Below are 25,422 nucleotides of genomic sequence, written 5' to 3' on the forward strand. Positions count from 1 at the left end.
TCCGTTACGGCGTGTTGACGAATTGTCGTACACCTGACGGCGAGGTTGGGCTTTGATTGAGGGATCCCTTCATCCCAATTTCGGAACTGAGTTTCGAACGTGACCAGGAAGGACATCATGACAACCCTGGCGAAAGAAGAAACACCCGAGTTGAAGAGAGTGATGGGGCCCTGGCTCCTTCTGCTCTTCATCGTCGGTGACATCCTGGGAGCCGGCGTCTACGCCGTCACCGGGACCATGGCCGGCTACGTGGGAGGCATCCTGTGGCTGCCGTTCCTGCTCGCCTTCGTGGTGGCCACCATGACAGCGTTCTCCTACCTCGAGCTGGTGACGAAGTATCCCAGCGCCGCCGGTGCCGCGCTCTACACGCACAAGGCGTTCGGCATCCACTTCCTCACCTTCATGGTGACCTTCGCGGTCGCCTGCTCGGGCATCACCAGCGCGTCGACCTCGGCCAACACGTTGGCGCAGAACTTCTTCGGCGGTCTGGAGATCAACGGCTGGATGGACGCGCCCAGCGAGGGCGTCGTCACGTTGGTCGCGTTGGGCTTCATGGTCCTGCTCGCGCTGATCAACCTGCGTGGCGTGGGCGAGAGCGTGAAGTTCAACATCGTCCTCACCGTCGTCGAGATGGTCGCGCTGTGCATCGTGATCGGCGTCGGCTTCTACGTGATCGCCCAGGGCAAGGCGGAGATGTCCGAGCTGGTCTCCTTCGACGACTACTCGAACATGGGCGTGGTCTTCGCGGTCACCGCGGCGACCTCGGTGGCCTTCTTCGCGATGGTCGGGTTCGAGGACGCGGTCAACATGGTCGAGGAGACCAAGGAGCCGGAGCGGATCTTCCCGCGCACCATGTTCATGGGCCTGGGAGCAGCCGCGCTCCTCTACATCCTGGTCGCGGTCTCGGTCGTCAGTGTCCTGACCCCCGGAGAGCTCGAGACGATCCGTGAGTCCGAGGGCCGGGCCCTGCTCGAGGTGGTCGAGAAGGGTGCTCCCGACTTCCCGATCGACAAGGTGTTCCCGTTCTTGGCGGTCTTCGCCGTCGCCAACACGGCGCTGATCAACATGCTGATGGCCAGTCGGCTCGTCTACGGCATGGCCAAGCAGCGGGTGCTGCCCAAGCAGCTGGGCGCGGTCCTGCCCGGCCGGCGCACGCCCTACATCGCCATCATGTTCACCACGGTGCTGGCGCTGCTGCTGATCTGGTACGTCTCCAGCGACCCGGACAGCAACATCGTCTCCAACCTCGGCTCGACGACCGCGCTGCTCCTGCTGTGCGTCTTCGCGATCGTCAACATCGCCTGCGTGGTCCTGCGCAACCGACGTGCCGACACCGACAAGGCGTTCTTCACCGCGCCGAGATGGCTGCCGCCCATCGCCGCGATCCTGTGCATCTACCTGGCCGGCCCGTGGGTCGACCGCGACGGGATCGTCTACGAGATCGCCGGCGGCCTGATGGTCATCGGCGTGATCCTGTGGGCCATCACCTGGCTCATCAACAAGTTCGCCAACAAGGACGACGAGCCGCCGCACTTCCAGGACATCGAGCACATGGACGTGAACCCCGAGGACGACAAGTAACCGGGTGAATTCGGTCAGGGCCGGCGTACGAACTCTCGAGGACGTACGCCGGCCCTGCCGTGTCTGAGATGACTTCGTAACAAGCGGGTGATCCGCGTACCCTGAGGCTCGTGAACGACGCCTTCCCCTCCCTCGATCAGCTGCACGCCATCGGAGCACTTCAGCAGCCGACCTATTCCGACCCGGCCGCGCTGGCCGCGGCGGTCGAGAAGCTGAGGAACCAGCCGCCGCTCGTCTTTGCGGGGGAGTGCGACCAGCTCAAGAGCTCGATCGCCGCCGCCGGCCGTGGTGAGGCGTTCATCCTGCAGGGCGGCGACTGCGCCGAGGTCTTCGCCGAGGCGACCGCCGACAACACCCGCAACAAGCTGCGCGTGCTGCTGCAGATGGCCGTGGTCCTGACGTACGCCGCCTCCGTCCCGGTCGTGAAGATCGGCCGGCTCGCGGGGCAGTACGCCAAGCCGCGCTCCTCCGACACCGAGACGCGCGACGGGGTGACCCTGCCGGCCTACCGCGGCGACGCCGTCAACGGCTTCGAGTTCACCGAGGAGTCGCGCATCCCCGACCCGCAGCGGCTGCTGGACGTCTACCACGCGTCCTCCTCGACCCTGAACCTCGTGCGCGCGTTCACCACCGGTGGCTACGCCGACCTGCGTCAGGTGCACACCTGGAACTCCGAGTTCGTGCGCAACTCGCCCGTCGGCGCGAAGTACGAGGCGATGGGCTCCGAGATCGAGCGCGCGATCGCGTTCATGGAGGCCATCGGCGCCGACCCGGAGGAGTTCCACCGGGTCGACTTCTACTCCTCCCACGAGGCGCTGCTGCTCGAGTACGAGCACGCGATGACCCGCATCGACTCGCGCACCGAGACGCCGTACAACGTCTCCGGCCACTTCGTCTGGATCGGTGAGCGCACCCGTCAGCTCGACGGCGCCCACGTCGAGTACTTCCGCCACCTCAACAACCCGATCGGCTGCAAGCTCGGCCCCACCGCGACCCCCGACGACGCGCTCGCGCTGGCCGCCAAGCTCAACCCGAAGAACGAGGAGGGCCGGCTCACCTTCATCACCCGCTTCGGCGCGGGGAAGGTGCGCGACGGGCTGCCCGGGCTGGTCGAGAAGATCACCGCCGAAGGCGTCAACGTCACCTGGATCTCCGACCCGATGCACGGCAACACCTTCTCCACCTCCAACGGCTACAAGACCCGCCGCTTCGAGGACGTCCTCGACGAGGTCCAGGGCTTCTTCGACGTCCACCACGCCCTCGGGACCGTCCCCGGCGGCATCCTCGTCGAGAACACCGGCGACGATGTCACCGAGATCATCGGCGGCGGCGAGGAGCTCGACGAGGCCGGTCTCGTGCACCGCTACGAGTCCGTCGTCGACCCGCGCCTCAACCGCGTCCAGTCGCTCGAGATGGCGTTCCAGGTCGCGGAGATGCTGCGGTCCCGCTAGTCACATGCGTCGCAGGAATACCCGGTTAACCGGGTATTCCTGCACTTCTCTGGCATTGCAACACCCCGGAAGTGCAGGTTTCACCGGTTAACCGGGTATTCCTTCACGCGCCCAGGCGAGCTGCATGATCTCGTCGCCGTCGTGGAGGATGCTGCGGTTGTTGGTGTCGGTGAAGCCGGTGCGCTCGTAGAGGCGCTGGGCGCGCCGGTTGTCGGTGCGGGTCCAGACGCTGAGGCCCTCCCAGCCGCGTGACTGGAGGTCGCGGATCATCTCGGTGCCGACGTGGGAGCCCCAGACGGCGGGGTCGACGAAGACCATCGAGATGTGGCCGTAGCCGGGGAGGGGTACGCCGTCGACTAGATAGGTCTCGGCCACCAGCATCCCCGCCGGACGGGTGCCGTAGTGGGCGAGCAGCGCCAGCTCGGCGGACTCCAGCTTCTCGCGGACGCGGCGGATGCGGGCCTCGGTGGCGGTGCGGCGGCGGGCGGCGTTGGCCGCCCGCCAGACGTCGAGCGCAAGGGCGCGCTGCTCGTCGCTGCTGATCTCGGCGACGATGATTCTCGGCATCTAGGCGGCTACAGCGTCATCAGCCAGATGCCGAGCACGAGCATCACGATCATGAAGATCGCGCCCACCCACAGCAGCACGATCCAGGTCGAGGGGTTGTCCTCGGACTCGGAGGCCATCAGCGAGGAGACGTACTCCTGCTGGGCGCCGTAGTCGCCGAAGTCCTGCTCGATCGGCTCCTGCTCGGCGGCGTAGCCGTAGCCGGTCTGCCAGTCGCCGGCCTCCTCGGTCGCGTAGGCATCCTCCGCGTACCCGGTGGCGTAGGCGGGCTCGGGCTCGTAGATCTCGGCCGCAGTCTCCTGCTCCTGGGGCGGGGCCCAGTGGCGGGCCTGCCCGTTGCGCGACTCCTGGACGAGCATCCCGGAGGGCTGGACGAAGGGCTGGTACGCCGCCTCGACCGTGGTCTCGGAGACCGGCTCGGGCTCGGGGACGGGCTCGGGTCCGGGAAGCGGACCAGGCTCCGGAGTCGGGTCGGGAACGGGCTCCGGGCCGGGGACGGGCTCAGGCTCCGGGACCGGGGTCGGCTCCGGGAAGGGCGAGGGGTCGGGAATGGGCGACGGCTCGGGCTCGGGGATCACGGCCTGCTCCGCGGCGGCCGGCTCGTGCGCCGGCGGGGGAGTGGTCGGCGGCGGGGCGGTCGGCGGGGCGTACGCCGGGCGGACCGCGGTGGTGCCGTCGGGCTCGTCGTCGGTGTCGAGCTTCTCCTCGACGGACGGCGCCTGGCGCCTCGAGGTGCGCTCGGTGGGCTCGTCGTTGGAGGCGGACGATGCCGGACCCGGCACGTTGTCGTCGCCGTAGGCGCTGATCCGAGGCAGGCTCAGGGAGGTCTGCGCCGCGTCGGGCTCGTCCTCGACGGCTTCCGGGGCCGTCGAGGAGACCGGCTTCCGGATCACGGTCGCCTCGTTGGGCTCGTCGAGCTCATCGGGTGTGACGTCATCGTTCGGAGTGGGCTGGATGTCTTCGGGCTTCGCTTCAGCAGCGGACACGGGCGGCGTCCTTTCCTCTACATCGGTGGAGTCAGCCTCGGCTGCTCGGTCGGGCTCCGTGGCGACCTCGAGTCCACACATCGGGCACGCCGGCTCATCGGACAGCCGGTGTCCACACTGTGCGCAGCTGGTCATGCCACCCCCATGGCGTCGAAGATCACTCCCGTGCGTTCCCAAGACTAGGTCACCCGCCTTAACCTTGGGCCGATGCCCGCAGATCGCGGAGCAGCGCGATATCGGGGTTGTCCGCGTCGCGAGAGCCGGGAGTCTCCAGGATGAAGGGGACTCCGTCGGTCGCCGGATGTGCGAAGAGCTCCTCGAAGGCCGCCGTGCCGATGTGGCCCCGGCCGATCTGCTCGTGGCGGTCGAGGTGCTTGCCGCGTACGTCCTTGGAGTCGTTGGCGTGGATCAGCCGGAGGCGTCCGGGGCCGCCGATCTCGACGATGCGGTCGACGCACGCGGTCGCGCCACCGGGCTCGTCCAGCGGGGCGCCGGCGGCGAAGACGTGGCACGTGTCCAGGCAGATCCCGGCCTTGGGGTGGAAGTCGACGGCCTCCAGGTAGGCCGGCAGGTCCTCGACGCCCGCGCACAGCGAGCGTCCCTGGCCGGCGGTCGGCTCCAGCAGCAGCCAGGGCGCGTCGTCGGCGGAGATCTCGTCGAGCACCGGAAGCAGCGCCTCGCGTACCTGCTTCATCGCGACGGCGTGCTTCTCGGTCGCATCCCCGTCGGGGGAGACGAAGGAGCCGGTGTGGATGACGACCCCTTCGGCGCCGATGTCGGCGGCGCGGCGGAGGTTGTGGGCGACCAGGGCGGCTGACCTCTCGTAGGTGGCAGGGGTCGGCGAGCCGAGGTTGACCAGGTAGGGGGCGTGGACGAAGGCGCGCATGCCGCGCCGTTCGAGCTCTGCCCGGAACGCCTTGTCCTCGGCGGGCTTCCCGGCCGAGAGCGCCCAGCCGCGTGGGTTGCCGACGAAGATCTGCAGGGTCTCGCCGCCGACCGCGTCGGTGTTGGCGAGGGCACCGGCGACGAGACCCTTGCCGACCTGTACGTGGGTGCCGATCGGGTTGCGAAGGGAGGTCCGAGAAGTCGTCAAGGTCAGTTCAGCCAGATCGTGATCTCGGAGCCGTAGGGAGCCTCGCCGCCCGCCGGCTCCTGACGGGTCACGTAGCCGAGGCCGAGGTTGATGCCGGCCTCCGGCTCCTCCTTGACCTTGAATCCGGCGGCCTCGAGAGTCTGCCTGGCTGTGGCCTTGTCGGCGCCGACGACGTTGGGAACCGCGACAGCGGCCGGGCCCTTGGCGACCACGAGGGTCACGGTCTCGCCCTTGGGGAGGGTGCCGGAGTTGGGGCTCTGGCTGAGCACGGTGCCGGGCTGGATCTCCTGGTTCTCCTCCTCCTGGATCTCGACCTTCAGGCCGTCGGCCTCCAGCGACTTCTTGGCGCGCTCCGCGCTGCGGCCGGTCCAGTCGACGATGTCGACGGGAGCCGGACCCTTGCTGATCACGAGCACGATCGCCTTGCCGGGCCGCACCAGGGTGCCGGGGCGCGGCTGGGAGTTGATGACGTGGCCCTCGGGGACGTTGTCGTTGAACTTCTCGATCGGGTCGCCGATGCCGAGGCCCTTGTCGCGGATCTCGTCCTGGGCGTCGTCGGCGAGCATGCCCTTCACCTTGGGCACCGAGTATTCCTCGACGCCCTTGCTCACGCTGATCTCGACCGTCGATCCGGGCAGCGCCTTGTCGTCGCGGCCGGGGTCGGAGTCGATCACGACGCCCTCCTCGACGGTGTCGGAGAACTCGGTGTTGGCCGAGACCTCGAAGCCGGCGTCCTGCAGCTGCGTGGTGGCTGCGGCCTTGCTCAGGCCGGCCACCGAGGGCACCCGCTCGTAGCGGCCGTCGATGAACCACCACAGGCCGCCCGCCACCAGCGCGACGGCCACCACGGCGGCTCCGATGGCGAACGGGGCCTTCCAGGTCGCCGGCATGCTCCAGCGCTGCTTCGGCTGCGCGGGGGTCGGGGCGATGCGTACGTTCTCCTCGGGCTCGCTCAGCGAGAGCCGGGTGCCCGCGGGGAGTCCGACGCCCGGAGGCGGTCCCGGCGGACCCGGGGGACGACCCGGCGGCGGACCGGACGGCCCTGACTGTCCGGACGGTCCCAGACCGAGCGCGGGCAGGACGGCGGTCGTCTCGGCGCCGGACTCGTCGTGAGCCCGTGCCGGGGAGTCGGTGCCACCGCTGCCCTGGGCGCCCTGCTCGGGCGCGCCGGGCCGGGGGAGCGCCAGGTCGGCGGTGAGGTCGGGGTCGTCGAAGATGCCCGCGGACAGGGTGGCCATGACCCGGTTGACCATGCGCAGCAGCACGCCGGCGTCGGCCGGGCGCAGCTCGGGATCACGGGCGGTCGCGCGGGCGACCAGGGCGTCGACGTACCGGGGGATGCCGGGGGCGGCTTTCGAGGGCGGCGGGATGTCCTCGTGGACGTGCTTGTAGGCGATCTCGACCGGCGAGGGACCGCTGTGCGGCTTGCGGCCGGTGAGCAGCTCGTAGAGCACGACGCCGGCGGCGTAGACATCGGACCGCGGCCCGGACCTGGACTCGGTGACCAGCTCGGGCGCGAGATAGGAGACGGTGCCGACGAGGTTGCCGGTGGTGGCGTCGTTGGAGTTGTTGTTCATCACCCGGGCCAGACCGAAGTCGGCGACCTTGACCCGCTGCGAGATCGAGGCGGCACCGGTGGTGATGAGCACGTTCTCGGGCTTGATGTCGCGGTGCACGATCCCGACCGCGTGGGCCGCGGTCATCGCGCTCAGGATCGGCTCGATGTAGGCCAGCGCCTTCGCCGCGCCCAGCGGAGCCTGTGAGGCGATGGTGTCGCGCAGGGTGTGTCCCTCGATGTACTCCATCGCGAGGAAGGCGACGCCGTCGTCCTCGTCCTGGTCGTAGACGGCGACCACGTTGGGGTGGGAGAGCTTCGCGGCAGACCTGCCCTCGCGTACGAACCGCTCGGCGAAGTTGCCCTCCTCGTCGAGGTCCTGGTGCATGACCTTGACGGCGACGATGCGGTCCAGCCGCATGTCGTGGGCCACGTAGACCGTCGCCATGCCGCCCTTCGCGACCTTCTCGACGATCCGGTAACGCATCCCCAAGACCTTGCCCAGAAGGGGTTCGGATGCGGTAGCCGAGCCTCCGCCGTGGCGCCCGATGACGTCGTCACGGGGGTCCGCCTCACTAGCCACGCGATCCTCCTGTCTCCGGTTGGAGAAGTATTCCGGACCGGGCAATGGTACGGACCAGCGGGTCCCACTCACGACTTTCCGGACCGGCTACCCGGGCCGGTAATGTGATTGTTATGAGTGACTTGCGGTTGGCGGAGCAGGATCTGGGTGTCCTGGTTGAAGAGTGGATCGACTGGGCTACGGCCGCGTCGCTGCTCGGAGTGACCGTGGGGAAGGTGCGCACCATGATCCGCGAGCACGAGCTCGCCGCGGCGGTGCCTCCGGGGGTGAAGGGCCAGCACATCCCGGCCCTTTTCATCCAGGACGGTCTGCCGGTCAAGGGTCTGAGCGGGCTGCTGCACGTGCTCCACGACGGACGCTACGACGACCGCGAGATCATCGCCTGGCTCTTCCTCGACGACGACCTTCCCGGCCGCCCGATCGACGCGCTTCGGGAGAACCGCGGGTCGGAGGTCAAGCGCCGGGCCCAGGCCATGGCACTCTAGACGACCGGTCCGTACGTCTCGGAGGAACCTCGTGAGGTCGAAGTCTGCCCTGGTCGCCCTGCTGATCGCCGTCCTGATGGCGCTGGTCGCCGGATGTGGAGGCGGCACCGGAGGTGACTCCGGGGCGGACGGTGGCGGGAAGACCGGCACCGACCCCGAGAGCGGGCTCGCCTGGATCGCGGAGTCCGACCTGCCGCCCGAAGGCGTGGAGACGCTCGACCTGATCGACGCCGGCGGCCCGTTCCCCTACCCGGGCAAGGACGGCAGCACCTTCGGCAACCGCGAGGGGATCCTGCCGGAGGAGGAGTCGGACTACTACGCCGAATACACCGTGCCGACGCCTGGCTCCGATGACCGGGGCGCGCGGCGTATCGTCACAGGCGAGGGTGGAGAGTTCTACTTCACCGAGGACCACTACGAGTCGTTCTCACGGATCGACCGGGGGTGATGGAGACATGAGTGGACTGGCAGGTCTCTTGGCAGGGAAGGTCGATCCCGGCGTCTATCGCTGGCACACCGAGCTGGCCGCGGCCGACCTCTCCGAGTCGGTGACGGGCGCGGGCTGGTCGCTGGCGCAGATCGCCGACGTGGCCGAGACCAAGGACGAGGTGCTCGGTGCCATCGGCGCTGCGCTGGGCTTCCCGGCCCACTTCGGCCGCAACCTCGACGCGCTCTGGGACTCGCTGCGCGATCTCTCCGCGCCCACGGTGCTGCTGTGGGAGACATGGGGGTGCGCTGCGTACGCGGATCGGAACGGTTTCGACAGGATCGTCCGGGTCCTCCAGGACCGGGCCGCGGAGATCTCCGAGGACCGGCCGGCGTTCACCGTGCTGCTGCGCGGGGACGGCCCGGAGACGGACCTGACCGACCTGGACTGATCACCCGACGTTGACCGTACGCGTCGGGTAGCCGGTGGCTCCGTCGGGAGCGGGCGGCGCCTCGTCGGCGGTCTGCGGAGTGCCGGTGCGGTCGTACGCCCGCGCCTGGATCCGGTGCTCGCCCTCGGTCGCGTCCCAGCGGTAGGTCCACTGGCGCCAGGTGTCGATGCTGTCCTCGGCGGCGAGCGTGGCGGGCTGCCAGGGGCCGTCGTCGATGCGTACCTCGACCTTGCTCACACCCCGGTGCTGCGCCCAGGCGACGCCGGCGATGGTGCGTTCACCGGGCATGACGTCGTCTCCGGGCAGGTCGATGCGGCACTCGGTCTTGATCGGGCCCTCGGCGGACCAGCCGCGGTCGGTCCAGTACGCGCGGAAGTCGGCGAAGCGGGTGACCTCCAGCTCGGTGAGCCACTTGGTCGCCGAGACGTAGCCGTAGAGGCCCGGGACGACCATGCGTACGGGGAAGCCGTGGTCCCGGGTCAGCGGCTCGCCGTCCTGGGCGATCGCGAGCAGGGAGTCGCGGCCGTCGGTGAGCGCCTCGAGCGGGGTGCCGATGGTGATGCCGTCGGCCCCGGTGGACTTCACCGCGTCGGCGTCGGGAGAGAGGCCGGCGCGCTTGAGGACGTCGCGGATGCGTACGCCGGTCCAGGTCGCGTTGCCGATCAGGTCGCCGCCGACCTCGTTGGATACGCAGCAGATCGTCACGCGGCGCTCGTAGAGCGGCATCGCGAGCAGGTCCTCGTAGGTGAGCTCGACCGGGTCGTCGACCAGACCGTGGATCTTGAGCCGGTAGTCGGCGACGTCGACGCGTGGGGTGAGCAGGGCGATGTCGATGCGGTAGAAGTCGTCGACGGGGGTGAGGTGGGGCGTCAGCCCGTCGATCCGGAGCTCCGCGCCCGCCGGGAGGGGCGCGGCGGGGGAGACCGCCGCGGGGATGGCCACCCTCGTCGCCGGGAGCCGGCGCCCGGCGACCACCTTGGCGCCGACCCCGCCGGCCGCACCCACCGCGGTCACCGCCGCCGCGGCGACCAGGAACCTGCGACGGTCGAAGCCGTCGGGGGCCTCGGCCTCGGTGGGCGGGCTGTCGGTGTCGCGTAGGGGCCGGGTCAGGAGGATCAGTGCGGTGATGCCGACAGCGAGGCCGATCACGATCGCCACGATCCCGGTCGTTCCGTTGCCGGCCCGGTCGGCCAGGAGAGCGGCGATGTCGATGGCCCCGAGGAGCACGAGCATGCCCGCGCCGAGGATGGGGCGGCGTACGGCCAGGGCGCCGGCGACGCCGAGCAGGGCCAGCGTGACCAGCCCGACGCAGGCGAGCAGGATCGGCTTGTCGGCGGTGCCGAAGGTGGCGACCGCCGCCTCCTTGAGCCAGCGAGGGGTGAGGTCGATGACCCGGTCGCCGAGCGCGAGCAGCGGCGAGGCGCCGCCGGCCAGGGCGGCGATGAGCTCGGCGACGCCGAGACCGAGTACGCCGGCGGCGATGCCCGCGAGGGGGCCGTACGGAAGACGTGGTGCCGAAGCGGAGCTCGAGGCCTTCTGCTCGGCGAGGTTGCCGGATGTCATGCTGTGGGTTCGTGGCCGATCGATGGGCGGATGGGACCAATCCTCCCACTCTTCGGCTGCGAACCCGGGATGAGATCTTTCATTTGTCGAAAGGGGTGCGCGTGCGGCGAGCGCTGCGGGTCGTGGGCGACGAGTCGTCGCCTGACCCCGATGACGACCTGGACCCCGCGGCGGCGCTCGCCGCGGTAGCCGGTGGCGACCTCGACGCCTTCGGCCGGCTCTACGACGAGCTGGCTCCGCTGGTCTTCGGCGTCGCCCGGCGGGTCGTGCGGGACCCCTCGCGTGCGGAGGAGGTGACCCAGGAGGTGTTCACCGAGGTGTGGCGCCAGGCGGCCCGGTTCGACCCGTCGCGCGGCTCCGCCCGGACCTGGGTGCTGACGATCGCGCACCGTCGCGCGGTCGACACCGTGCGCTCCACGCAGGCCTCGCGAGCGCGGGAGGAGCACGTCGGCCGGCGTGAGCCGGTGGACGTCGCCGGCCCGGAGGACGCTGTCGTCATGGCGGCGGAGCACGAAGGCGTACGCCGCTGCCTGGACTCCCTCACGCCGCTGCAGTCCCAGGCCGTGCGGCTGGCCTACTACCAGGGCTTCACCTATCCCGAGGTCGCCGAGCTGCTCGGCCGGCCCTTGCCGACGGTGAAGTCGCGGATGCGGGACGGGCTGATCCGTCTCAGAGATTGCCTGGCCGAAGCGGAGCCCGAGGCAAAGGGTGGAGGGGCTGGTCATGGCGCCTGACGTACACGGTCTGGTCGGGGCCTACCTCCTCCACGCACTGGAGCCCGGTGAGCGAGCAGAGGTCGAGGCGCACCTGGCTGCCTGCCCCGACTGCCGCGAGGAGGTCGACTCGCTGCGGTCGGCGACCGCTTCGCTGGCCGATGAGGTCGCCGAGACCCCTCCGGCATCGCTGCGCGCGCGGGTGATGCGTACGGCCTCGGAGACTCCGCAGCTACCGCCCGTGGTCGCCGCGGGCCGCGCTCGTCGTCGTTGGTTCGCGGGCGTGATCGCCGCGGTCGCGGCCCTGGTCATCGGTGTCGGAGTGACGGTCAGCGTGGTCGTACGAGATGACGACCCGCCCGCGATGACCGCCGCCGAAGTGATGTCGGCCCCGGACGCGCGGATGCACAAGGAGGAGACCTCCGACGGCGAGCTGATGGTCGCGATGTCCCACGAGATGCACATGGTCGCCGTCGACACCGCCCACCTCGACCGTCCCGACGGCATGACCTACCAGGTCTGGTGGCACACCGACGCCGGCATGGAGTCCGCAGGCGTCCTCGACGAGGAGATGGCCGTCGCCGTACCGGTCGAGGACGGCGACCTGATGGTCACCATGGAACCCGAGGGCGGCTCCGACCAGCCCTCCGAGAAGGTCCTCTTCGAGATGCCTGCCGAGCGCCTCTGACGCCGGGTCAGACCGTGCGCTGGGTGGCGGCGGTGGCGAGGGCGCGGAGGACTTCGGCGGCGTTGGCGTCGAGTACGCCTGACGACTTGGCGTCGTCGAGGGCGGTGAGGCCCTGGTCGGCGAGCTCGGTGATGGTCTTCTCGACCTGCTGCTCGGCGCCGGAGGAGGCGATGATCGTACGCAGCGCCGCGACCTGGTCCACGCTGAGCGGCTGGCCGAGGGAGCGGTCCAGGAGGTCGGCGTCGGTGGTCGGTGAGGCCTTCAGGGCGAGGGCGACCAGGACGGTGCGCTTGCCCTCGACGAGGTCGTCGCCGGCGGGCTTGCCGGTGACCGAGGGGTCGCCGAAGACACCGAGAAGGTCGTCGCGGAGCTGGAAGGCCTCGCCGACGGGGAGGCCGTAGGCCGACAGCGCCTCGATCTGCTCCGGAGAGGCGCCGGCCAGGGCGGCGCCGACGTGGAGGGGGCGCTCGACGGAGTACTTGGCCGCCTTGTAGCGCACCACCTTCATCGCCGCCTCGACGTCCGCGGCGCCACGGGCCTGGACGGTGATGTCGAGGAACTGCCCGGCGATCACCTCGCTGCGGGTGTGGTCGAACACCGAGAGGGCGGCGGAGGTCTCGGAGCCCCCGAACCCAGAGGTACGCAGCAGCTCGTCCGACCAGGTCAGCAGCAGGTCGCCGAGGAGCACGGCCGCGGCGTCGCCATAGGCTCGGGACCGGCCCGGCCAGCCTGCGGCGGAGTGGTCGGCCTCGAACGCGCGGTGCGCGGCCGGCGCTCCGCGCCGGGTGTCGGAGTCGTCGATGACGTCGTCGTGGACGAGCGCCGAGGCCTGGAGCAGCTCGAGCGCGGCGGCCGCCCGGACGAGCGACTCCTCCTCGGCCGGCGAGGGGGAGGGGCGGACCGCGTGGAAGCCCCAGTAGCAGAACGCGGCCCGCAGCCGCTTGCCACCGGACATCGACTCGCGGGCCCGGCGCAGCAGCAGTTCGACCTCGTCACCGAGCGGAGCCAGCCGCTCGGACTGCGTCTCGAGGAAGGTGTCCAGTGCCCCCTGGACGCGACTGCGGAATTCATCGGCGTCCCACGTTTCATTCACTCTCCGAGCCTAGGGCACTGCCTAGGATGGCCCGATGGTGACTGGACGTGGACGCTCCCTGGCGGAGCTGATCAACCAAGGCGAGCGCTCGTTCTCCTTCGAGTTCTTCCCACCGAAGGACGAGGCCGGCGAGGAGCAGCTGTGGAACGCCGTACGCGCGCTGGAGCCCTACCGCCCCACCTTCGTGAGCGTCACCTACGGCGCCGGCGGCTCGACCCGTGACAAGACGGTCGCCATCACCGGCCGGATCGCCGCGGAGACCGAGCTGCTGCCGGTCGCCCACCTGACCTGCGTCGGCCACACCCGCGACGAAGTCACCGGGATCCTGGACTCCTATGCGGCGAAGGGAGTCGCGCACGTGATGGCGCTGCGCGGCGACCCCGCCGAGGGGCCGCGCGCCGAGTGGACCCCGACCCCGGGCGGCCTCGACTACGCGATCGACGTGGTGAAGCTGGCCCGCGAGCGCGGCGACTTCCGCATCGGCGTCGCCGCCTTCCCGGAGGGCCACCCGAGTGCCGAGTCGCTCGAGGCCGACGCCGAAGTACTGGTCGCCAAGGCGAAGGCCGGCGCGGAGTTCGCGGTCACCCAGATGTTCTTCCGTGCGGCCGACTACTTCGGTCTCGTCGACCGGGTCCGAGCCCGCGGCGTCGACATCCCGATCCTGCCCGGGATCATGCCGATCCTGAACCTCGCGGCCATCCGGCGCCAGAGCGAGCTGATCGGCGCCGAGGTCCCCGAGGAGATCGTCGAGCGCCTCAGCGCCGCCGGCCCCGAGCCTGCCGACATCCGTGCCGAGGGCATCGCCGTGGCCGCCGAGCTCTGCCAGGAGCTCCTCGACGGAGGCGCCCCGGGGCTGCACTTCTACACCCTCAACCGCTCCAAGGCGACGCTGGAGATCTTCGCCAAGCTCAACGTGACGGTCTAGGCCGCGCTCACTTCTCGGCTCACTTCTCGGCGGGCCCGACCGACTGCGCGACCAGCGCGGACGAGAGCCCGGCGAACGGCAGCCCGGAGCCGGGCGTGGCGTGGGCGCCGGCGGCGTAGACGTTGGGGAGCGGGGTGCGCGGCCCGAGGCGCTGGAACACCGTCCCGCGACCCGCCCACTTCACGCCCAGCGGCGACCCGCGCCAGCGGCGTACGAGCTCGGCGGCGCCCAGGTCGACACGGTGCACGACGTGCTCGCGCAGGTCGATCTTGTGGCGCGCCAGCGCGAGCAGGACGTCCTCCATCAGCTTGCCGTGGGAGTGGATCGTCCAGGCGTGCTGCCCCTCGGGGGCGAGGCCGCGGGTGCGTACGACCAGGGTGGGCTCGCCGTGGAGCACCAGCTCGTCGGGAAGATCGACGAGGTGCTCGGGCAGCGAGGAGAGTCCGAGGTGGAACGTCATCGGCGGGATCGCCGGCAACGTACGTTCCACCAGCGGCCGCAGCGCCGGCAGCGAGCGCGGATCGAAGGCGACCACGACCGCTCCGTCGGCGCCGAGATCGATCTCGCCGGCGGTGGTGCTGACCGCGACCGCCCGTCCGTCGCGTACGACGATGTCCTCCACGCGGGTCGCGGTCTGCACCGAGACCCGGCGGGTGGCCATCCGGGCGGCGAGGACCTCGGCCACGACCCCCATCCCGCCCTCGACCCGCCAGGCGCCGAAGCGCTGCTCGAGATAGGCGGTGAGCCCCGCCCAGGCAGGTACGTCACGCAGCTCCTGCCCCGCCGCGACGAACGGGTGCGCCGCGACCAGCCGGAGCCGCTCGTCCTTGAACGTCTTGCGCAGCCGCTTGTGGAGGGTCTCGCGCGACCGGAACCGCTCCGCGACGGCCGCGGGCAGCGCCGAGGGCTCCCACGGCACCTCGAAGTAGTGCTGGCGCAGCACCTCCCAGTCCTCGCTGAACCTGGCGACATAGTCGGTCCACTGCTGGCCCATGCCCGGGCCCAGCTCGTCGAAGGCCGCCAGCTGGGCGCCGCGGGTGCCGCCGGGCACCGACACCGAGGTCTTGTCGGCGAACCGGTGCTCGCGGATGACGTCCATCGGCACCAGCTCCAGCTCACGCTCGGCCGGCCGTCCGGACTTGCGGAACAGGTCGCGCATCACCGCGGGCAGGAGCGTCGAGGTCGCCGAGGCGTCCCAGGCGAACCCCTCCTCACGCACCGGCACCAGGGCGCCGCCTAGCTGACCGGAGGCCTCGAGAAGGGTCACCGAGTGGCCGAGCTTGGCCAGCCTGGCGGCGCTGGCCATCCCGGCGTACCCGCCCCCGAGGACGACGATGCTCGTCATTGGACGGGGTAGGGCTTGGTAGTGCCGTCGGAGGGCCCCTCCGGAGGCGGTGCACCCCGTCGTCCGCGGCGGGTGAGCCTGCGCCAGCCCCCGCGAACGGTGCGGATGATGAAGTACACCAGCACCAGCCCGGCCGCCAGCAGGGCCGCGGCGATGCCGGCGGCGGCCAGCGGGTGCTCGGTCGCGAACCAGACCACGCCGAGGACGAGGCCGTCCTCGGCCAGGCTGACCACCGAGTTGGAGACCGGCTCGGGGGAGGAGTTGACCGCCAGTCGCTCGCTGGCCTTGACCAGGTGGGACATGAACGCCGAGGTGCCGCCCACGACGCCGCCGACGGCCGCGTTGAGCGAGTCGGCCTCACCGGCGAGCAGGACACCGATCACGGCGCCGATCGTGGGCCGGATCACCGTGGAGATCGAGTCCCAGGTCGAGTCGACGTAGGGCACCTTGTCCGCGACGAACTCGATCGCGAACATCGCCCCCGCGGCCGCCAGCACCGGCCAGGTGCCGAGCACGTCAGGGATCTCCTCGGCCCCCGTCGTACGCTGCACGACGCCGAGCACCAGCACGACCAGATAGGCGTTGATGCCACTGGCCCACCCGCTGGAGAAGGTCAGCGCTAGAGATTCCATGGAGACATCTTGGCGTACGACACCGACAGCTCGGACCTGGCCCGAGACCAAGCGCACGCGATCCCGTATTTACCTCCGTTGTGCACCGTGCGGCAGAATGGGCTGATCAACGCAGAGTTCCCCCCACGTCGCAAGGAGACCGGATGACCATGACGACACCCGACGAGAACGAAGGTGTGGTCGTGAACGAGGACCCGGAGGTCGCCTACGAGGTCGCCGCCCTCGCTGCTGAGCCCGTGCCGCGCGAGATGACGTGGGCGGTTCGGCTGATCGTCGGTCTGATCGCGTTCAGCGCCGTCGTGGTCGTGGTCATGGTGCTGCGTTCCGATGACCTGGTGCGCGCGTGGGCGGAGGGCAACGCCTCGGCCAAGCGCATCCTGGAGACCGAGGGGCTCGAGGCCCTCATCAATCCGCCCACCGACAACCGGGTCAGCGCGCCGGCGTTCATCGCCCCCGCAATCACCCTGTTCGGGGTGATGGCCGGCATGCTCGGTGTGCTCGCGGTCTTCCTCCGCAACGGCTTCGAGTGGGCCCGCATCGTGATCACGTTCCTGGTGTTCATCTCCGCGGTGGCCAGCGTCGGCGGCATCCTGACCGGCCCGCCGGTGATCATCAGCGTGCTCACCACGATCGCGATCGTCATCGCCGCAGGGCTGCTGGTGGTCATGTGGCTGCCGGCCAACACCCGCTACATCCACCCGCCGCACCTCATCCGCGGCGCCGTCGCCGACGACTGAGCGACCCGCAGCACCGCTCGACACGCCCCGCCACCGAAACGTCTTGTGACTGTCGGTGGTGGGGTGTAGTTTGATCACGTGTTCGAACAGATGTTCGAACAACCAGGCTCTGGCGGGCGTCGTCCTCGACCCCCGACGCCCGCCAGAGCCGTCCACTGCGGGGTCGACCGTGAGCGAGAAGGACGACCCGATGCATCTGCTGCCGGCCACGACGCACAGCTACCTCTTCCGAGCCACCGAGACCCTCGCGGAGGCGATCGTGGCCGACGACGTGCCGAGCAGGTACGCCATCGCTCACGTCGCCGCACTCCAGGCCGCCGCCGCTCTGATCGCCGCCCGCACCGATCCCGTCGAGGCCGCGAGCCGCGCCGGTCGCCGTCGCCCGTGGAACGCCTGGGTCCGCCTCAAGAAGGTCGCGCCCGAGCTCTCCGAGTGGGCCGACTACTTCGCCGCCGGCGCCGCCAAGCGCGCCGCTGCGGAGGCCGGCTCCATCCGTGCGGTCACCGCGGAGGAGGCCGACGAGCAGGTGCGTGACGCCGACCGGTTCCTCGCCGTCGTCGAGGAGTCGCTCGGGCTGATGGCCCACACCTCGCAGGCCACCCCGCTCCGCCACGACCGCCTCGTGGGCTGATCCAGGTGTGGCGTACGCAGGGTGGGAGGCAGGGCCTACGCTTGGCCCCATGTCAGCTGGCTCCGCTCCGCGCTCCGCGCGGTCACTCCCTCGCTCGGCGCGAACGGACGAGCAAGCTCGCCGTTCGGCCTCGCTCCCGTCGTCTCCAACCAGTCGTCGGGCAGGCGCCCGGACCGTCGCCGTCTGGGACGCGCTCGACCCGGTCCTGGCCTCCGGCCCGCTCGACGTCCTCGACATCGGCGGCGGCACCGGCACCTCAGCCGTACGTATCGCCGGGCTCGGCCACCGGGTCACCGTCGTCGACCCCAGCCCCGATGCGCTGGCCGCGCTCGACCGCCGGGCCCGCGAGGCCGGCGTCTCCGTCGACGCGCGCCAGGGCGACCTGGCCGCACTCTCCGATGTCGCCGACCCCAGCGGTGCCGACGTGGTGCTCTGCCACGGCGTCCTCGAGGTCGTTCCCGACCCTGCTGCCGCACTGGCGGGGATCCGCGAGGTGCTCCGGCCCGGCGGAACGCTCAGCCTGCTGGTCGCCCAGCGCACCGCCGCCGTCCTCTCCCGCGCTCTGGCCGGCCACTTCGCGCAAGCGGCCGAGCTTCTCGACGACACCGCTCCGCAGGGGCGCTCGGGTCGGCGCTTCGCCCTCGACGAGGTCACCGGGCTGCTCGAGGCCGCCGGCTTCGCGGTCTCGGATGTTCGCGGCGTACGTGTCTTCGTGGATCACGTTCCCGGGTCTCTGCTCGACGTCGATCCTGGCGCGACCAGTGCGCTCGTCGAGCTCGAGCAGCGTGCTTCTACCCGCGCTGATTACCTGCCGCTGGCCTCGCAGGTGCACTTGCTCGCTTCGCTTCGCTGACGGCTCGCTTGTCCGCGCCCTTGGAGGATCGGGGTGACCTCCTCCGCTGGCGCTCCGGAGGCCACCCCGATCCTCCATGTCGACATGGACGCCTTCTTCGTATCGGTGGCCATCAGGCACCAACCTGAGCTCTGGGACCAGCCGGTGGTGGTCGGGGGACACGCCCGTGGCGTGGTGACCTGCGCCAACTATCCGGCGCGGGCCTACGGCGTGCGGGCCGCGATGCCGGGCTCGATGGCGAGACGGCTGTGCCCTCAGCTCGTCTCGGTCCGTCTCGACTTCGGTGAGGTCGCCGAGGTCTCCCACCAGGTCCGGGAGATCTTCCGCCGCGCCACGCCGCTGGTGGAGGTGGTCAGCGTCGACGAGGCGTTCCTCGACGTACGGGGAGCGACCAGGCTCTTCGGGAGCCCCGAGGAGATCGCCCAGCGGATCCGCCGCCAGATCGCCGAGGAGCTGAGCATCACCTGCTCGGTCGGTGTCGCGCCCACCCCGAGCGTCGCCAAGGTCGGCAGCCGCAAGGCGAAGCCCGACGGCGTCGTGGTCGTCCGGCCGGAGGAGATCCCCGGCTTCCTCCACCCGCTCGACGTCGGCGAGCTCTACGGCGTCGGCCCGAGCACCCGGACCCGGCTGAGGCGGCTCGGCTTCGAAACGGTGGGCGACATCGCCCGCACCCCGGTGCCGACCCTCCACCAGATCCTCGGCCCGCGCCTCGGCGGCCACCTGCACCGGCTCGCCACCGGCACCGACCGGCGCGAGCTGACCGGCCGGCTGGGCCCCGACCTGCCCGACCGGTCCACCGGCGCCCAGGAGACCTTCGGTCACGACCTGAGCGACCGCGAGGACATCGTCCGCGAGCTGCTGCGCCTCTCGGCCCGGGTCACCCGGCGGATGCGGCGGGCCGGCACGGTCGGCCGCACGGTCGCGCTGACGGTGCGGTTCACCGACTTCAAGACCATCTCGCGCTCGCGCACGCTGCCTGATCCCACCGACGTCACCCAGGAGGTGCACGCCACCGCGGTCCGCCTCTACGACGAGCTGAATCTCCGGGGCCGGGCCCTGCGCCTGGTCGGGGTCCGGGTCGAGCACCTGGTCACCCGCGAGGGCACCGACCGGCAGCTGGTGCTCGGCGAGCGGGAGCGGGGCTGGTCCGAGGCCGACCGCGCCATCGACAAGGTCGCCGAACGCTTCGGATCCAGCCTCGTACGCCGCGCGAGCCTGCTCGATCAGGGCCGGGGTTGACGCACCCGCCACTTTGCTTGACACAATCAGTCCTGGTTGTGCCATGTGGCAGAACGTCAAGGGGCAAGAATTTTCTGGGCTCACTACCGCCTTCAGGGTGGCCAGCCTAGACTTGGAGATGCCCCAACAGGACATGGGAGGTACGGTGCCACTCTCGGAAGAGGAGCTTCGCCTGCTCGAGCAGATGGAGCGCGCGCTCTCGGCGGAGGACCCGAAGTTCGCCTCCGCCCTCCGAGGCACGGCCTTGCGTCGTGCCCAACGTCGACACGCGGTCATCGCGGGCATCGTGCTCGCCGGTGGTGTCGCGTTGCTGATGACCGGTGTGATCTCACGGATGTGGATCGTCGGGGTGGTCGGCTTCTTGGTGATGCTGGCCTCGACCTCCGTGCTGCTCACCGCTCTTCGTGGTGCTGCCGCGGTCGAGGAGGACGACGGGGACCACACGCCCCGCAGCTCGTTCTTCGACCGGGCCAGCGAGCGCTGGAAGCAGCGCCGCCGCGACAACGACCTCTGAGAGAACGACCTCTCAGAGGGACCTCTAGGACGAGATCAGCTCCCGCTCGGACCGCGCAACCGGTCCGTCGGAGGTTGGCGCGGGCCGGCGGCGGAAGACCGACGCCGGCCACAGGCGTGCCCGGCGACGGGCACGCCGATCGGCGTGCTCCCTGAGCGTGGCCGAGACCAGGCGTACGTCGTCCCCGACCGCTGCGGTGTCGCGATGCTCCGCATAGCGGTTGCGCTCGACGGCGGCCACGATCCGTTGCAGCGCGAGCATCGGCTCGCGATCCTGCAGATGCGGGGCCAGGCCGGTGGCCTCCTCCCGGGGTGAACGGGTCCCGGTCCAGGGGAGACCGAGGTCGATCGCGGTGTCGCCCAGCTCGCTCCAGCCGGCCTCGGCGTCGCCCGCGAGGCGAGTCGTACGCCGCCGGCGCCGGATCACCGCCGGCGCCGCGAGGGCGATCAGGCCGACCAGGGCGACGATCCCCAGGCCGGTCCAGACGGCGCCGGCGTTGGACTCCTCGGTGCCGGTGTCGGCGACCTCGGGCGTGTCCGGCTCCTCGCGCTGCGGCCGGTTGGGCACCGGCGCGACGCTCGTGCCGGCGCTGGGAACCGGCGCCTCCGGCTCGTTGCGGGCGTTGCCCAGCGCACCGGTGGTGTAGCCGGGCTCGCTGGTGTCGGCGGCCGACGGGGTCGGCTCGAAGCGGATCCAGCCGATGTCCTCGAACCACAGCTCGGGCCAGGCGTGCAGGTCGCGGCCGCGGAACTGCCACACGCCGTCCTCGTCCTGGTCGCCGCCCAGGAAGCCGAAGGCGACCCGGGCCGGGATGCCGAGCTCGCGAGCGAGCACGGCCATGGCCGTGGCGTACTGCTGGCAGTAGCCGATCTTGTTGTCGGTCAGGAAGTCCAGCAGGGCCGCGCTGTCGGCGCCGACGTCACGCTCCAGGCTGTAGGTGAACTCGCCGCTGTGGCGGAACCAGTTCTGCAGGGCGACCGCCTTGGCGAACGGCCGGTCCTGGCCGGCGGTCCGCTCCAGGGCGATCTCCTCGATCTCGTCGGGGAGCAGCGGCAGGTCGGTCATGCCCGGCGGGGCGCCGACGCCGGGGTCGCCGGCGGCGAGGAGTCGCTCCTGGGACGGCTCGACGGGGGCGGCGGTCATCCGCCAGCTCTGCCCGGCGACGGTCTGGTCCCTGCCCTCGGTGGACATGAAGTCGAGGGTGTCCTCGTCGTAGCGCCACGGCCCCCGGGCGGTGACCTCGAGGGGATGGGCGAAGATCGGCAGCCAGGTCGACTGGAACTTCGCGCTCGCCCGCAGCTGGTAGGTCGTGGGATCACCCAGCAGGGTCGCGTCGGACATCGGCGGCTCGAAGGTGGCCACGCCGCTGTGGTCGGAGGGCACGTCACGGTTGCCGGAGGTCCACTCCGTGCCGGTGAACTTGGTCAGGGCCCCGACGCGGAGATAGGACGGGGGAGTCTCGGTGTCGCCGTAGACGGGTGTCACGGACACCATCACCTGGTCGCTCTGCCGGCGCAGGTCGTCGTAGAGCCCGACGGTCGGGTTGATCACTCGCAGCGGGCCGTTGCCGTCACCCGGACCCAGGCCGGGAAGGGAGACGTTCGGGCTGGGCAGCCACGCCGGGGTGAGCAGGGCGATCACGACCGCGGAGACGCCGATGACCGCCGGCCCGGCGGCGGGCACCACCGGGAGGTCGTCGTCGAGGCGCCGGCCCCAGCGGCTCAGCTGCTGGGCACGATCGAGGCGCAGCATCACCAGGAACGAGATCGCGGTGAGTGCGAAGACGACCCAGGAGACACCGCCCCAGCCGCCAGCGCCGATGATGCTGAACGGCACCGTGAAGACGCCCAGCACCACGAGCCCCATCATCGGCGGCCGCCGCAGAGAGACGGCGAGGATGTCCGCCAGCAGCACCGCCGCGACACCGCCCGGGATGAGGTAGGGCGCCACCTCCGGCCCGGACATCGGCAGGTCGAACGGGTTGAACGCGACGTACGCCTCGGTCATCTCCGCCGTGACCCGTGCCCGGCCGCCGCCGGTGACTGGGAAGGGGTGCTGCACGACCAGGAGGCCGGTCGCGATCGTGCCGAGAAGCAACTGCAGCAGGACCACGACCGAGCCGTGCACGCGCAGCAGCCGCGCGGAGATGCCGGTGCCGACCACGAGCAGGCCGGCGACCAGGATCGGGCCGAGGTAGGGGAACCGGGTGCTCGTGAACGAGCCCCATGACGACAGCGCGAACAGGACGGTCAGGAAGCAGGTCAGCGGCACCGCCATGGCGGGCACGACGCCGCGTGTGTCTCTGGAGGTCATCATCGCGCTGCCCCCGCTCCCGCCGCCGCGCCCCGGGTGCCGAGCTCGCGCCAGCGCGTGGCCACCGAGTCGCCGACCCCGAGCTCGACCGCCTTCCAGCCGTGCTGGATGAGCAGAGGTACGCCGCTGGGCCGCCGTTGCTCGGGCGCCAGGTGCACCGCGCTCCAGCCGTCGACGGCGAGCGAGAAGGCGAGCGCGGCGCCGGTGTGGTGTCGCACCCGGCGAAGCACGCCGGCGTCGTCCTCGTCGAGCGAGCCGAGCACCGCGACGGTGACGCCACCCTGGCCGGCCTCGCCGATCCAGGAGGCGTCGATGCGGTGGTGCTGGACGGTCTCGACCACGGCGAGCGCCTCCAGCAGGGCGGCCGCGTCGGCCTGACCCTCGCGGTCGTGCCAGCCGGCGTTGAGCTCACCGCTGCCCGCGACGCCGGGGGTGTTTCCGCCGGAGGTCACCAGCCGCACCGAGTAGCCGGCCTCGACCAGGTGCACCGCGACCGAGGCGGCGACCACGACGGCGTGCTCGAAGGAGGAGCTCGCGCCCTGGCCGCGGTGGACCGAGCGACGGTTGTCGAGGAAGACGGTGGCCCGGGCCTGCCAGGGCTGCTCCTCGCGGCGCACCATCAGCTCGCCGAGGCGCGCCGAGCTGCGCCAGTGCACCCGCCGCAGCTCGTCGCCGCGGCGGTACTCACGCACCGTGACGTCCTCCGCGCTGCCACCGAGGAACGCCCGCGGCCGGGAGTCGCCCGACGAGGTGGCGTTGCCGGTCAGGGGAGTCGGGGGCAACGGGACCACTCTCGGGGTGACCGTGAACGGGACAGTGGACTGGAAGGCGCGGTTGAGCTCGACCAGGCCGAACGGGTCGGCCACGGTCACGCGCATCGGGCCGATGTCGAAGCGGCCCCGGATCTCGGAGCGGATCTGGTAGCCGAGCTTGTGACGCCACCCGAAGCCGATCCGGTCGACCACGAAGCGCGGGCGCCCACCCAGGGCGTACGGCACCGTCTCCTCCAGCAGCAGGGTCCCGGTGGGGATCCGGCCCTCGTTGGCGATGGTGAGCTCGACCTTGGCCGGCTGACCGGCCTCGGTCAGGTGCGGCTCGATGTGGCGGACGAGCGCGAGCCGGTAGCGGCCCCAGGCGGCGACCACCGCGGTGACCAGCGGCAGGGCGACCAGCAGCATCCCGATCCGGGACAGCGTGGACTGGTCCAGCAGGATCCCGCAGACGATGGCGGTGATCCCGGCGGCCAGGAAAGCCCGGCCTCGGATGGTCAGTCCGGACAGTGCCTCACGCATATCGGACGGTTCCCTCGTGGATCAGGACTGTGGCACCGGGACGGCGGACACGACGGACTCGAGGATGTCGGTGACCGACCGGCCGTGCATCGCCGCGGAGGCGCTGGGGAGGAGACGGTGGGCAAGGACCGGACCGGTCAGCCTGCGTACGTCATCGGGGAGGACGAACTCGCGTCCGTGCAGGGCGGCATGAGCCTTGGCGGCCCGCAGCAGGTGGAGGCTCGCCCGCGGCGAGGCACCCAGAGCGAGCTCGTTGTTGGTGCGGGTCGCCGCGGTCAGCGCGACGGTGTAGCGGCGGACCGCCTCCGACACGTAGATCTGGTTGACGACGCCGACGAGCTTGCGGATCTCCACGGCGTCGGTGACCGGGTCGAGGTCGTCGAGCGGGTTGGCCGCGCTGTGGCTGGCCAGCATCGCGATCTCGGAGCCGACCGGCGGATAGCCGACCGACACCCGCGCCATGAACCGGTCGCGCTGCGCCTCGGGGAGGGCGTACGTCCCCTCCATCTCGATCGGGTTCTGGGTCGCGATCACCATGAACGGCGACTCCAGCTGGTAGGTCACGTTGTCGACGGTGACCTGATGCTCCTCCATGCACTCCAGCAACGCCGACTGGGTCTTGGGAGAGGCACGGTTGATCTCGTCGCCGACCACGATGTTGGCGAAGATGCCACCCGGGCGGAACTCGAACTCCCGGGTGTTCTGGTTGAAGATCGACACCCCGGTGACATCGCTCGGGAGCAGGTCGGGCGTGAACTGGATGCGGCGCACCGAACAGTCGATCGAGCGCGCCAGTGCCTTCGCGAGCTGGGTCTTGCCGACCCCGGGCACATCCTCGATCAGGAGGTGTCCCTCGGCGAGCAGCACGGTCAGCGTGGAGTCGACGACGTCGGTCTTTCCTTCGATCACCTTCTCGATGCTGTCGCGAATGCGGCCCGCGACCCGCACCAATGTCTCGATCTCTGTCCCATGCACTGGACCCGATCCTGGGGCCTCCAACGGCGTCGTCACGTCGCGTCCTTCCGACTCACCCTGCTTATGGGAACACCGTACGGGGTAGCGCCTACGGGCGTCTGCGTCATTCACCCGACTGTGACCTGTAGGCGGTATGCCGCCGGCTTCCGCCCGACGCGGACCGGGGGAGCGGGCGGTGGTGGGAAATCGCCTAGTGGGGGAGGAAGGTGGTTTGAATGTGGGGGATTGTGGGGTACGGTGGGGCAAAGTGGAGGAACGATCCACGTTGAGCTGACCGCGGGGGCGAGCACATGTTCTTCATGGGCACGTACACGCCGAAGCTCGATGAGAAGGGCCGGATCTTCCTCCCGGCAAAGTTCCGAGATCGACTGGCGGAGGGGGTTGTCGTGACGCAAGGTCAGGAGAACTGCCTCGTGGTGTGGCCCGAGGACGTCTTCATGCAGGAGGCGCAGCGGGCCCAGCAGACGCCGCTCACCTCTCGGGACGCACGTGACTACGCCCGTGTCCTCTTTGCGGGGGCCGAGCAGACGACACCCGACAAGCAGGGCCGGATCGGCATTCCGCCGCTCCTGCGCGACTACGCCGGGATCGTCAAGGACGTGGTCGTGATCGGTGTGATGGACCGGATCGAGATCTGGGACCCGGCCAAGTGGGCGGAGTACTCCGCGGGTGCACAGGCCAAGTTCGCAGACCTCGACGAGTCGACGGACTGATAAAGGGACAGATCGAC

General features: G+C 70.6%; 25 protein-coding genes. 14 read left to right on the plus strand and 11 right to left on the minus strand.

Features of this window, described 5'->3' with window-relative positions:
• Positions 1-159 precede the first annotated feature (159 nt).
• On the plus strand, positions 160-1,581 hold the full coding sequence (locus ABZY89_RS19575; protein WP_355229968.1) for an APC family permease: 1,422 nt from the start codon (positions 160-162) through the stop codon (positions 1,579-1,581).
• A gap of 110 nt (positions 1,582-1,691) precedes the next feature.
• Complete coding sequence (locus ABZY89_RS19580; RefSeq protein WP_355229870.1) at positions 1,692-3,032, plus strand: class II 3-deoxy-7-phosphoheptulonate synthase; 1,341 nt, start codon at positions 1,692-1,694, stop codon at positions 3,030-3,032.
• Positions 3,033-3,119: 87 nt separating this feature from the next.
• Here ABZY89_RS19580 and ABZY89_RS19585 read toward each other — a convergent pair whose 3' ends face one another.
• From ABZY89_RS19585 to pknB, 4 genes are all read right to left on the minus strand, one after another.
• Entirely contained in the window at positions 3,120-3,599 is a 480-nt protein-coding gene (locus tag ABZY89_RS19585) for a GNAT family N-acetyltransferase (protein ID WP_355229871.1), read from the minus strand.
• 8 nt (positions 3,600-3,607) lie between these two features.
• Complete coding sequence (locus tag ABZY89_RS19590) at positions 3,608-4,585, minus strand: hypothetical protein (protein WP_355229873.1); 978 nt, start codon at positions 4,583-4,585, stop codon at positions 3,608-3,610.
• A gap of 193 nt (positions 4,586-4,778) precedes the next feature.
• Positions 4,779-5,678, minus strand: a complete 900-nt coding sequence (locus tag ABZY89_RS19595) for a deoxyribonuclease IV (RefSeq protein ID WP_355229875.1) — start codon at positions 5,676-5,678, stop codon at positions 4,779-4,781.
• Positions 5,679-5,680: 2 nt separating this feature from the next.
• On the minus strand, positions 5,681-7,816 hold the full coding sequence (pknB, locus tag ABZY89_RS19600; protein ID WP_355229877.1) for a Stk1 family PASTA domain-containing Ser/Thr kinase: 2,136 nt from the start codon (positions 7,814-7,816) through the stop codon (positions 5,681-5,683).
• 113 nt (positions 7,817-7,929) lie between these two features.
• Between pknB and ABZY89_RS19605 the strand changes: the two genes are divergently transcribed.
• From ABZY89_RS19605 to ABZY89_RS19615, 3 genes are read left to right on the plus strand one after another with little or no spacing between them, the layout of a single operon-like run.
• Complete coding sequence (locus tag ABZY89_RS19605; RefSeq protein WP_355229878.1) at positions 7,930-8,301, plus strand: Rv2175c family DNA-binding protein; 372 nt, start codon at positions 7,930-7,932, stop codon at positions 8,299-8,301.
• Positions 8,302-8,332: 31 nt separating this feature from the next.
• On the plus strand, positions 8,333-8,749 hold the full coding sequence (locus ABZY89_RS19610) for a ribonuclease domain-containing protein (RefSeq protein ID WP_355229879.1): 417 nt from the start codon (positions 8,333-8,335) through the stop codon (positions 8,747-8,749).
• Positions 8,750-8,756: 7 nt separating this feature from the next.
• The gene (locus ABZY89_RS19615; RefSeq protein WP_355229881.1) at positions 8,757-9,179 is read left to right on the plus strand and encodes a barstar family protein; all 423 of its coding nucleotides are present in this window, start codon (positions 8,757-8,759) and stop codon (positions 9,177-9,179) included.
• On the opposite strand, the gene ABZY89_RS19620 is transcribed toward ABZY89_RS19615, so the two are convergent.
• Positions 9,180-10,742 carry a molybdopterin-dependent oxidoreductase gene (locus tag ABZY89_RS19620; RefSeq protein WP_355229883.1) on the minus strand — a complete coding sequence of 521 codons (1,563 nt, stop codon included), beginning with the start codon at positions 10,740-10,742 and terminating at the stop codon, positions 9,180-9,182.
• A 101-nt stretch (positions 10,743-10,843) separates the two neighbouring features.
• On the opposite strand from ABZY89_RS19620, the gene sigK reads away from it, so the two are divergent.
• Together sigK and ABZY89_RS19630 are read left to right on the plus strand one after the other, a co-directional pair.
• Positions 10,844-11,476 carry an ECF RNA polymerase sigma factor SigK gene (gene sigK / locus ABZY89_RS19625; protein WP_355229884.1) on the plus strand — a complete coding sequence of 211 codons (633 nt, stop codon included), beginning with the start codon at positions 10,844-10,846 and terminating at the stop codon, positions 11,474-11,476.
• Entirely contained in the window at positions 11,466-12,143 is a 678-nt protein-coding gene (locus tag ABZY89_RS19630) for an anti-sigma factor (RefSeq protein WP_355229886.1), read from the plus strand. Before sigK ends, ABZY89_RS19630 begins: the two co-directional genes overlap by 11 nt.
• A 7-nt stretch (positions 12,144-12,150) precedes the next feature.
• Here the strand turns inward: ABZY89_RS19630 and ABZY89_RS19635 are convergent, their stop codons facing one another.
• Positions 12,151-13,236: a polyprenyl synthetase family protein gene (locus ABZY89_RS19635; protein WP_355229887.1), complete on the minus strand. Its 1,086-nt coding sequence runs from the start codon at positions 13,234-13,236 to the stop codon at positions 12,151-12,153.
• Positions 13,237-13,270: 34 nt separating this feature from the next.
• Between ABZY89_RS19635 and metF the strand changes: the two genes are divergently transcribed.
• A complete protein-coding gene (gene metF / locus ABZY89_RS19640; RefSeq protein ID WP_355229889.1) occupies positions 13,271-14,161 on the plus strand; it encodes a methylenetetrahydrofolate reductase [NAD(P)H] in 891 nt (296 codons plus the stop codon).
• A 19-nt stretch (positions 14,162-14,180) separates the two neighbouring features.
• On the opposite strand, the gene ABZY89_RS19645 is transcribed toward metF, so the two are convergent.
• Positions 14,181-15,506, minus strand: coding sequence for an NAD(P)/FAD-dependent oxidoreductase (locus tag ABZY89_RS19645; RefSeq protein ID WP_355229891.1), 1,326 nt, complete (start codon positions 15,504-15,506; stop codon positions 14,181-14,183).
• A complete protein-coding gene (locus ABZY89_RS19650) occupies positions 15,503-16,138 on the minus strand; it encodes a DUF4126 domain-containing protein (protein ID WP_355229892.1) in 636 nt (211 codons plus the stop codon). The genes ABZY89_RS19645 and ABZY89_RS19650 overlap by 4 nt, the downstream gene beginning before the upstream one ends.
• A gap of 143 nt (positions 16,139-16,281) precedes the next feature.
• Here ABZY89_RS19650 and ABZY89_RS19655 point away from each other — a divergent pair, with 143 nt between their 5' ends.
• The 5 genes from ABZY89_RS19655 (at position 16,282) to ABZY89_RS19675 (ending at position 20,112) form a co-directional block, all read left to right on the plus strand.
• Positions 16,282-16,875, plus strand: coding sequence for a hypothetical protein (locus ABZY89_RS19655; RefSeq protein ID WP_355229893.1), 594 nt, complete (start codon positions 16,282-16,284; stop codon positions 16,873-16,875).
• A 169-nt stretch (positions 16,876-17,044) separates the two neighbouring features.
• Positions 17,045-17,506, plus strand: coding sequence for an SAV_6107 family HEPN domain-containing protein (locus ABZY89_RS19660; RefSeq protein ID WP_355017918.1), 462 nt, complete (start codon positions 17,045-17,047; stop codon positions 17,504-17,506).
• A 49-nt stretch (positions 17,507-17,555) separates the two neighbouring features.
• Positions 17,556-18,359, plus strand: coding sequence for a methyltransferase domain-containing protein (locus ABZY89_RS19665; protein WP_355229895.1), 804 nt, complete (start codon positions 17,556-17,558; stop codon positions 18,357-18,359).
• A 33-nt stretch (positions 18,360-18,392) separates the two neighbouring features.
• A complete protein-coding gene (gene dinB / locus ABZY89_RS19670) occupies positions 18,393-19,598 on the plus strand; it encodes a DNA polymerase IV (RefSeq protein WP_355229897.1) in 1,206 nt (401 codons plus the stop codon).
• 145 nt (positions 19,599-19,743) lie between these two features.
• Positions 19,744-20,112: a DUF3040 domain-containing protein gene (locus ABZY89_RS19675; protein WP_160024339.1), complete on the plus strand. Its 369-nt coding sequence runs from the start codon at positions 19,744-19,746 to the stop codon at positions 20,110-20,112.
• A 24-nt stretch (positions 20,113-20,136) separates the two neighbouring features.
• On the opposite strand, the gene ABZY89_RS19680 is transcribed toward ABZY89_RS19675, so the two are convergent.
• From ABZY89_RS19680 to ABZY89_RS19690, 3 genes are read right to left on the minus strand one after another with little or no spacing between them, the layout of a single operon-like run.
• Positions 20,137-22,425, minus strand: a complete 2,289-nt coding sequence (locus ABZY89_RS19680; RefSeq protein WP_355229899.1) for a DUF3488 and transglutaminase-like domain-containing protein — start codon at positions 22,423-22,425, stop codon at positions 20,137-20,139.
• A complete protein-coding gene (locus tag ABZY89_RS19685) occupies positions 22,425-23,717 on the minus strand; it encodes a DUF58 domain-containing protein (protein WP_355229900.1) in 1,293 nt (430 codons plus the stop codon). The genes ABZY89_RS19680 and ABZY89_RS19685 overlap by 1 nt, the downstream gene beginning before the upstream one ends.
• A gap of 21 nt (positions 23,718-23,738) precedes the next feature.
• Positions 23,739-24,692: a MoxR family ATPase gene (locus tag ABZY89_RS19690; RefSeq protein ID WP_355229902.1), complete on the minus strand. Its 954-nt coding sequence runs from the start codon at positions 24,690-24,692 to the stop codon at positions 23,739-23,741.
• 299 nt (positions 24,693-24,991) lie between these two features.
• Here ABZY89_RS19690 and mraZ point away from each other — a divergent pair, with 299 nt between their 5' ends.
• Positions 24,992-25,405, plus strand: a complete 414-nt coding sequence (gene mraZ, locus ABZY89_RS19695; protein WP_231380332.1) for a division/cell wall cluster transcriptional repressor MraZ — start codon at positions 24,992-24,994, stop codon at positions 25,403-25,405.
• The last annotated feature ends 17 nt before the right edge of the window (positions 25,406-25,422 follow it).

It is taken from the genome of Nocardioides sp. NPDC006303 (assembly GCF_040613175.1).
Lineage (GTDB): Bacteria > Actinomycetota > Actinomycetes > Propionibacteriales > Nocardioidaceae > Nocardioides.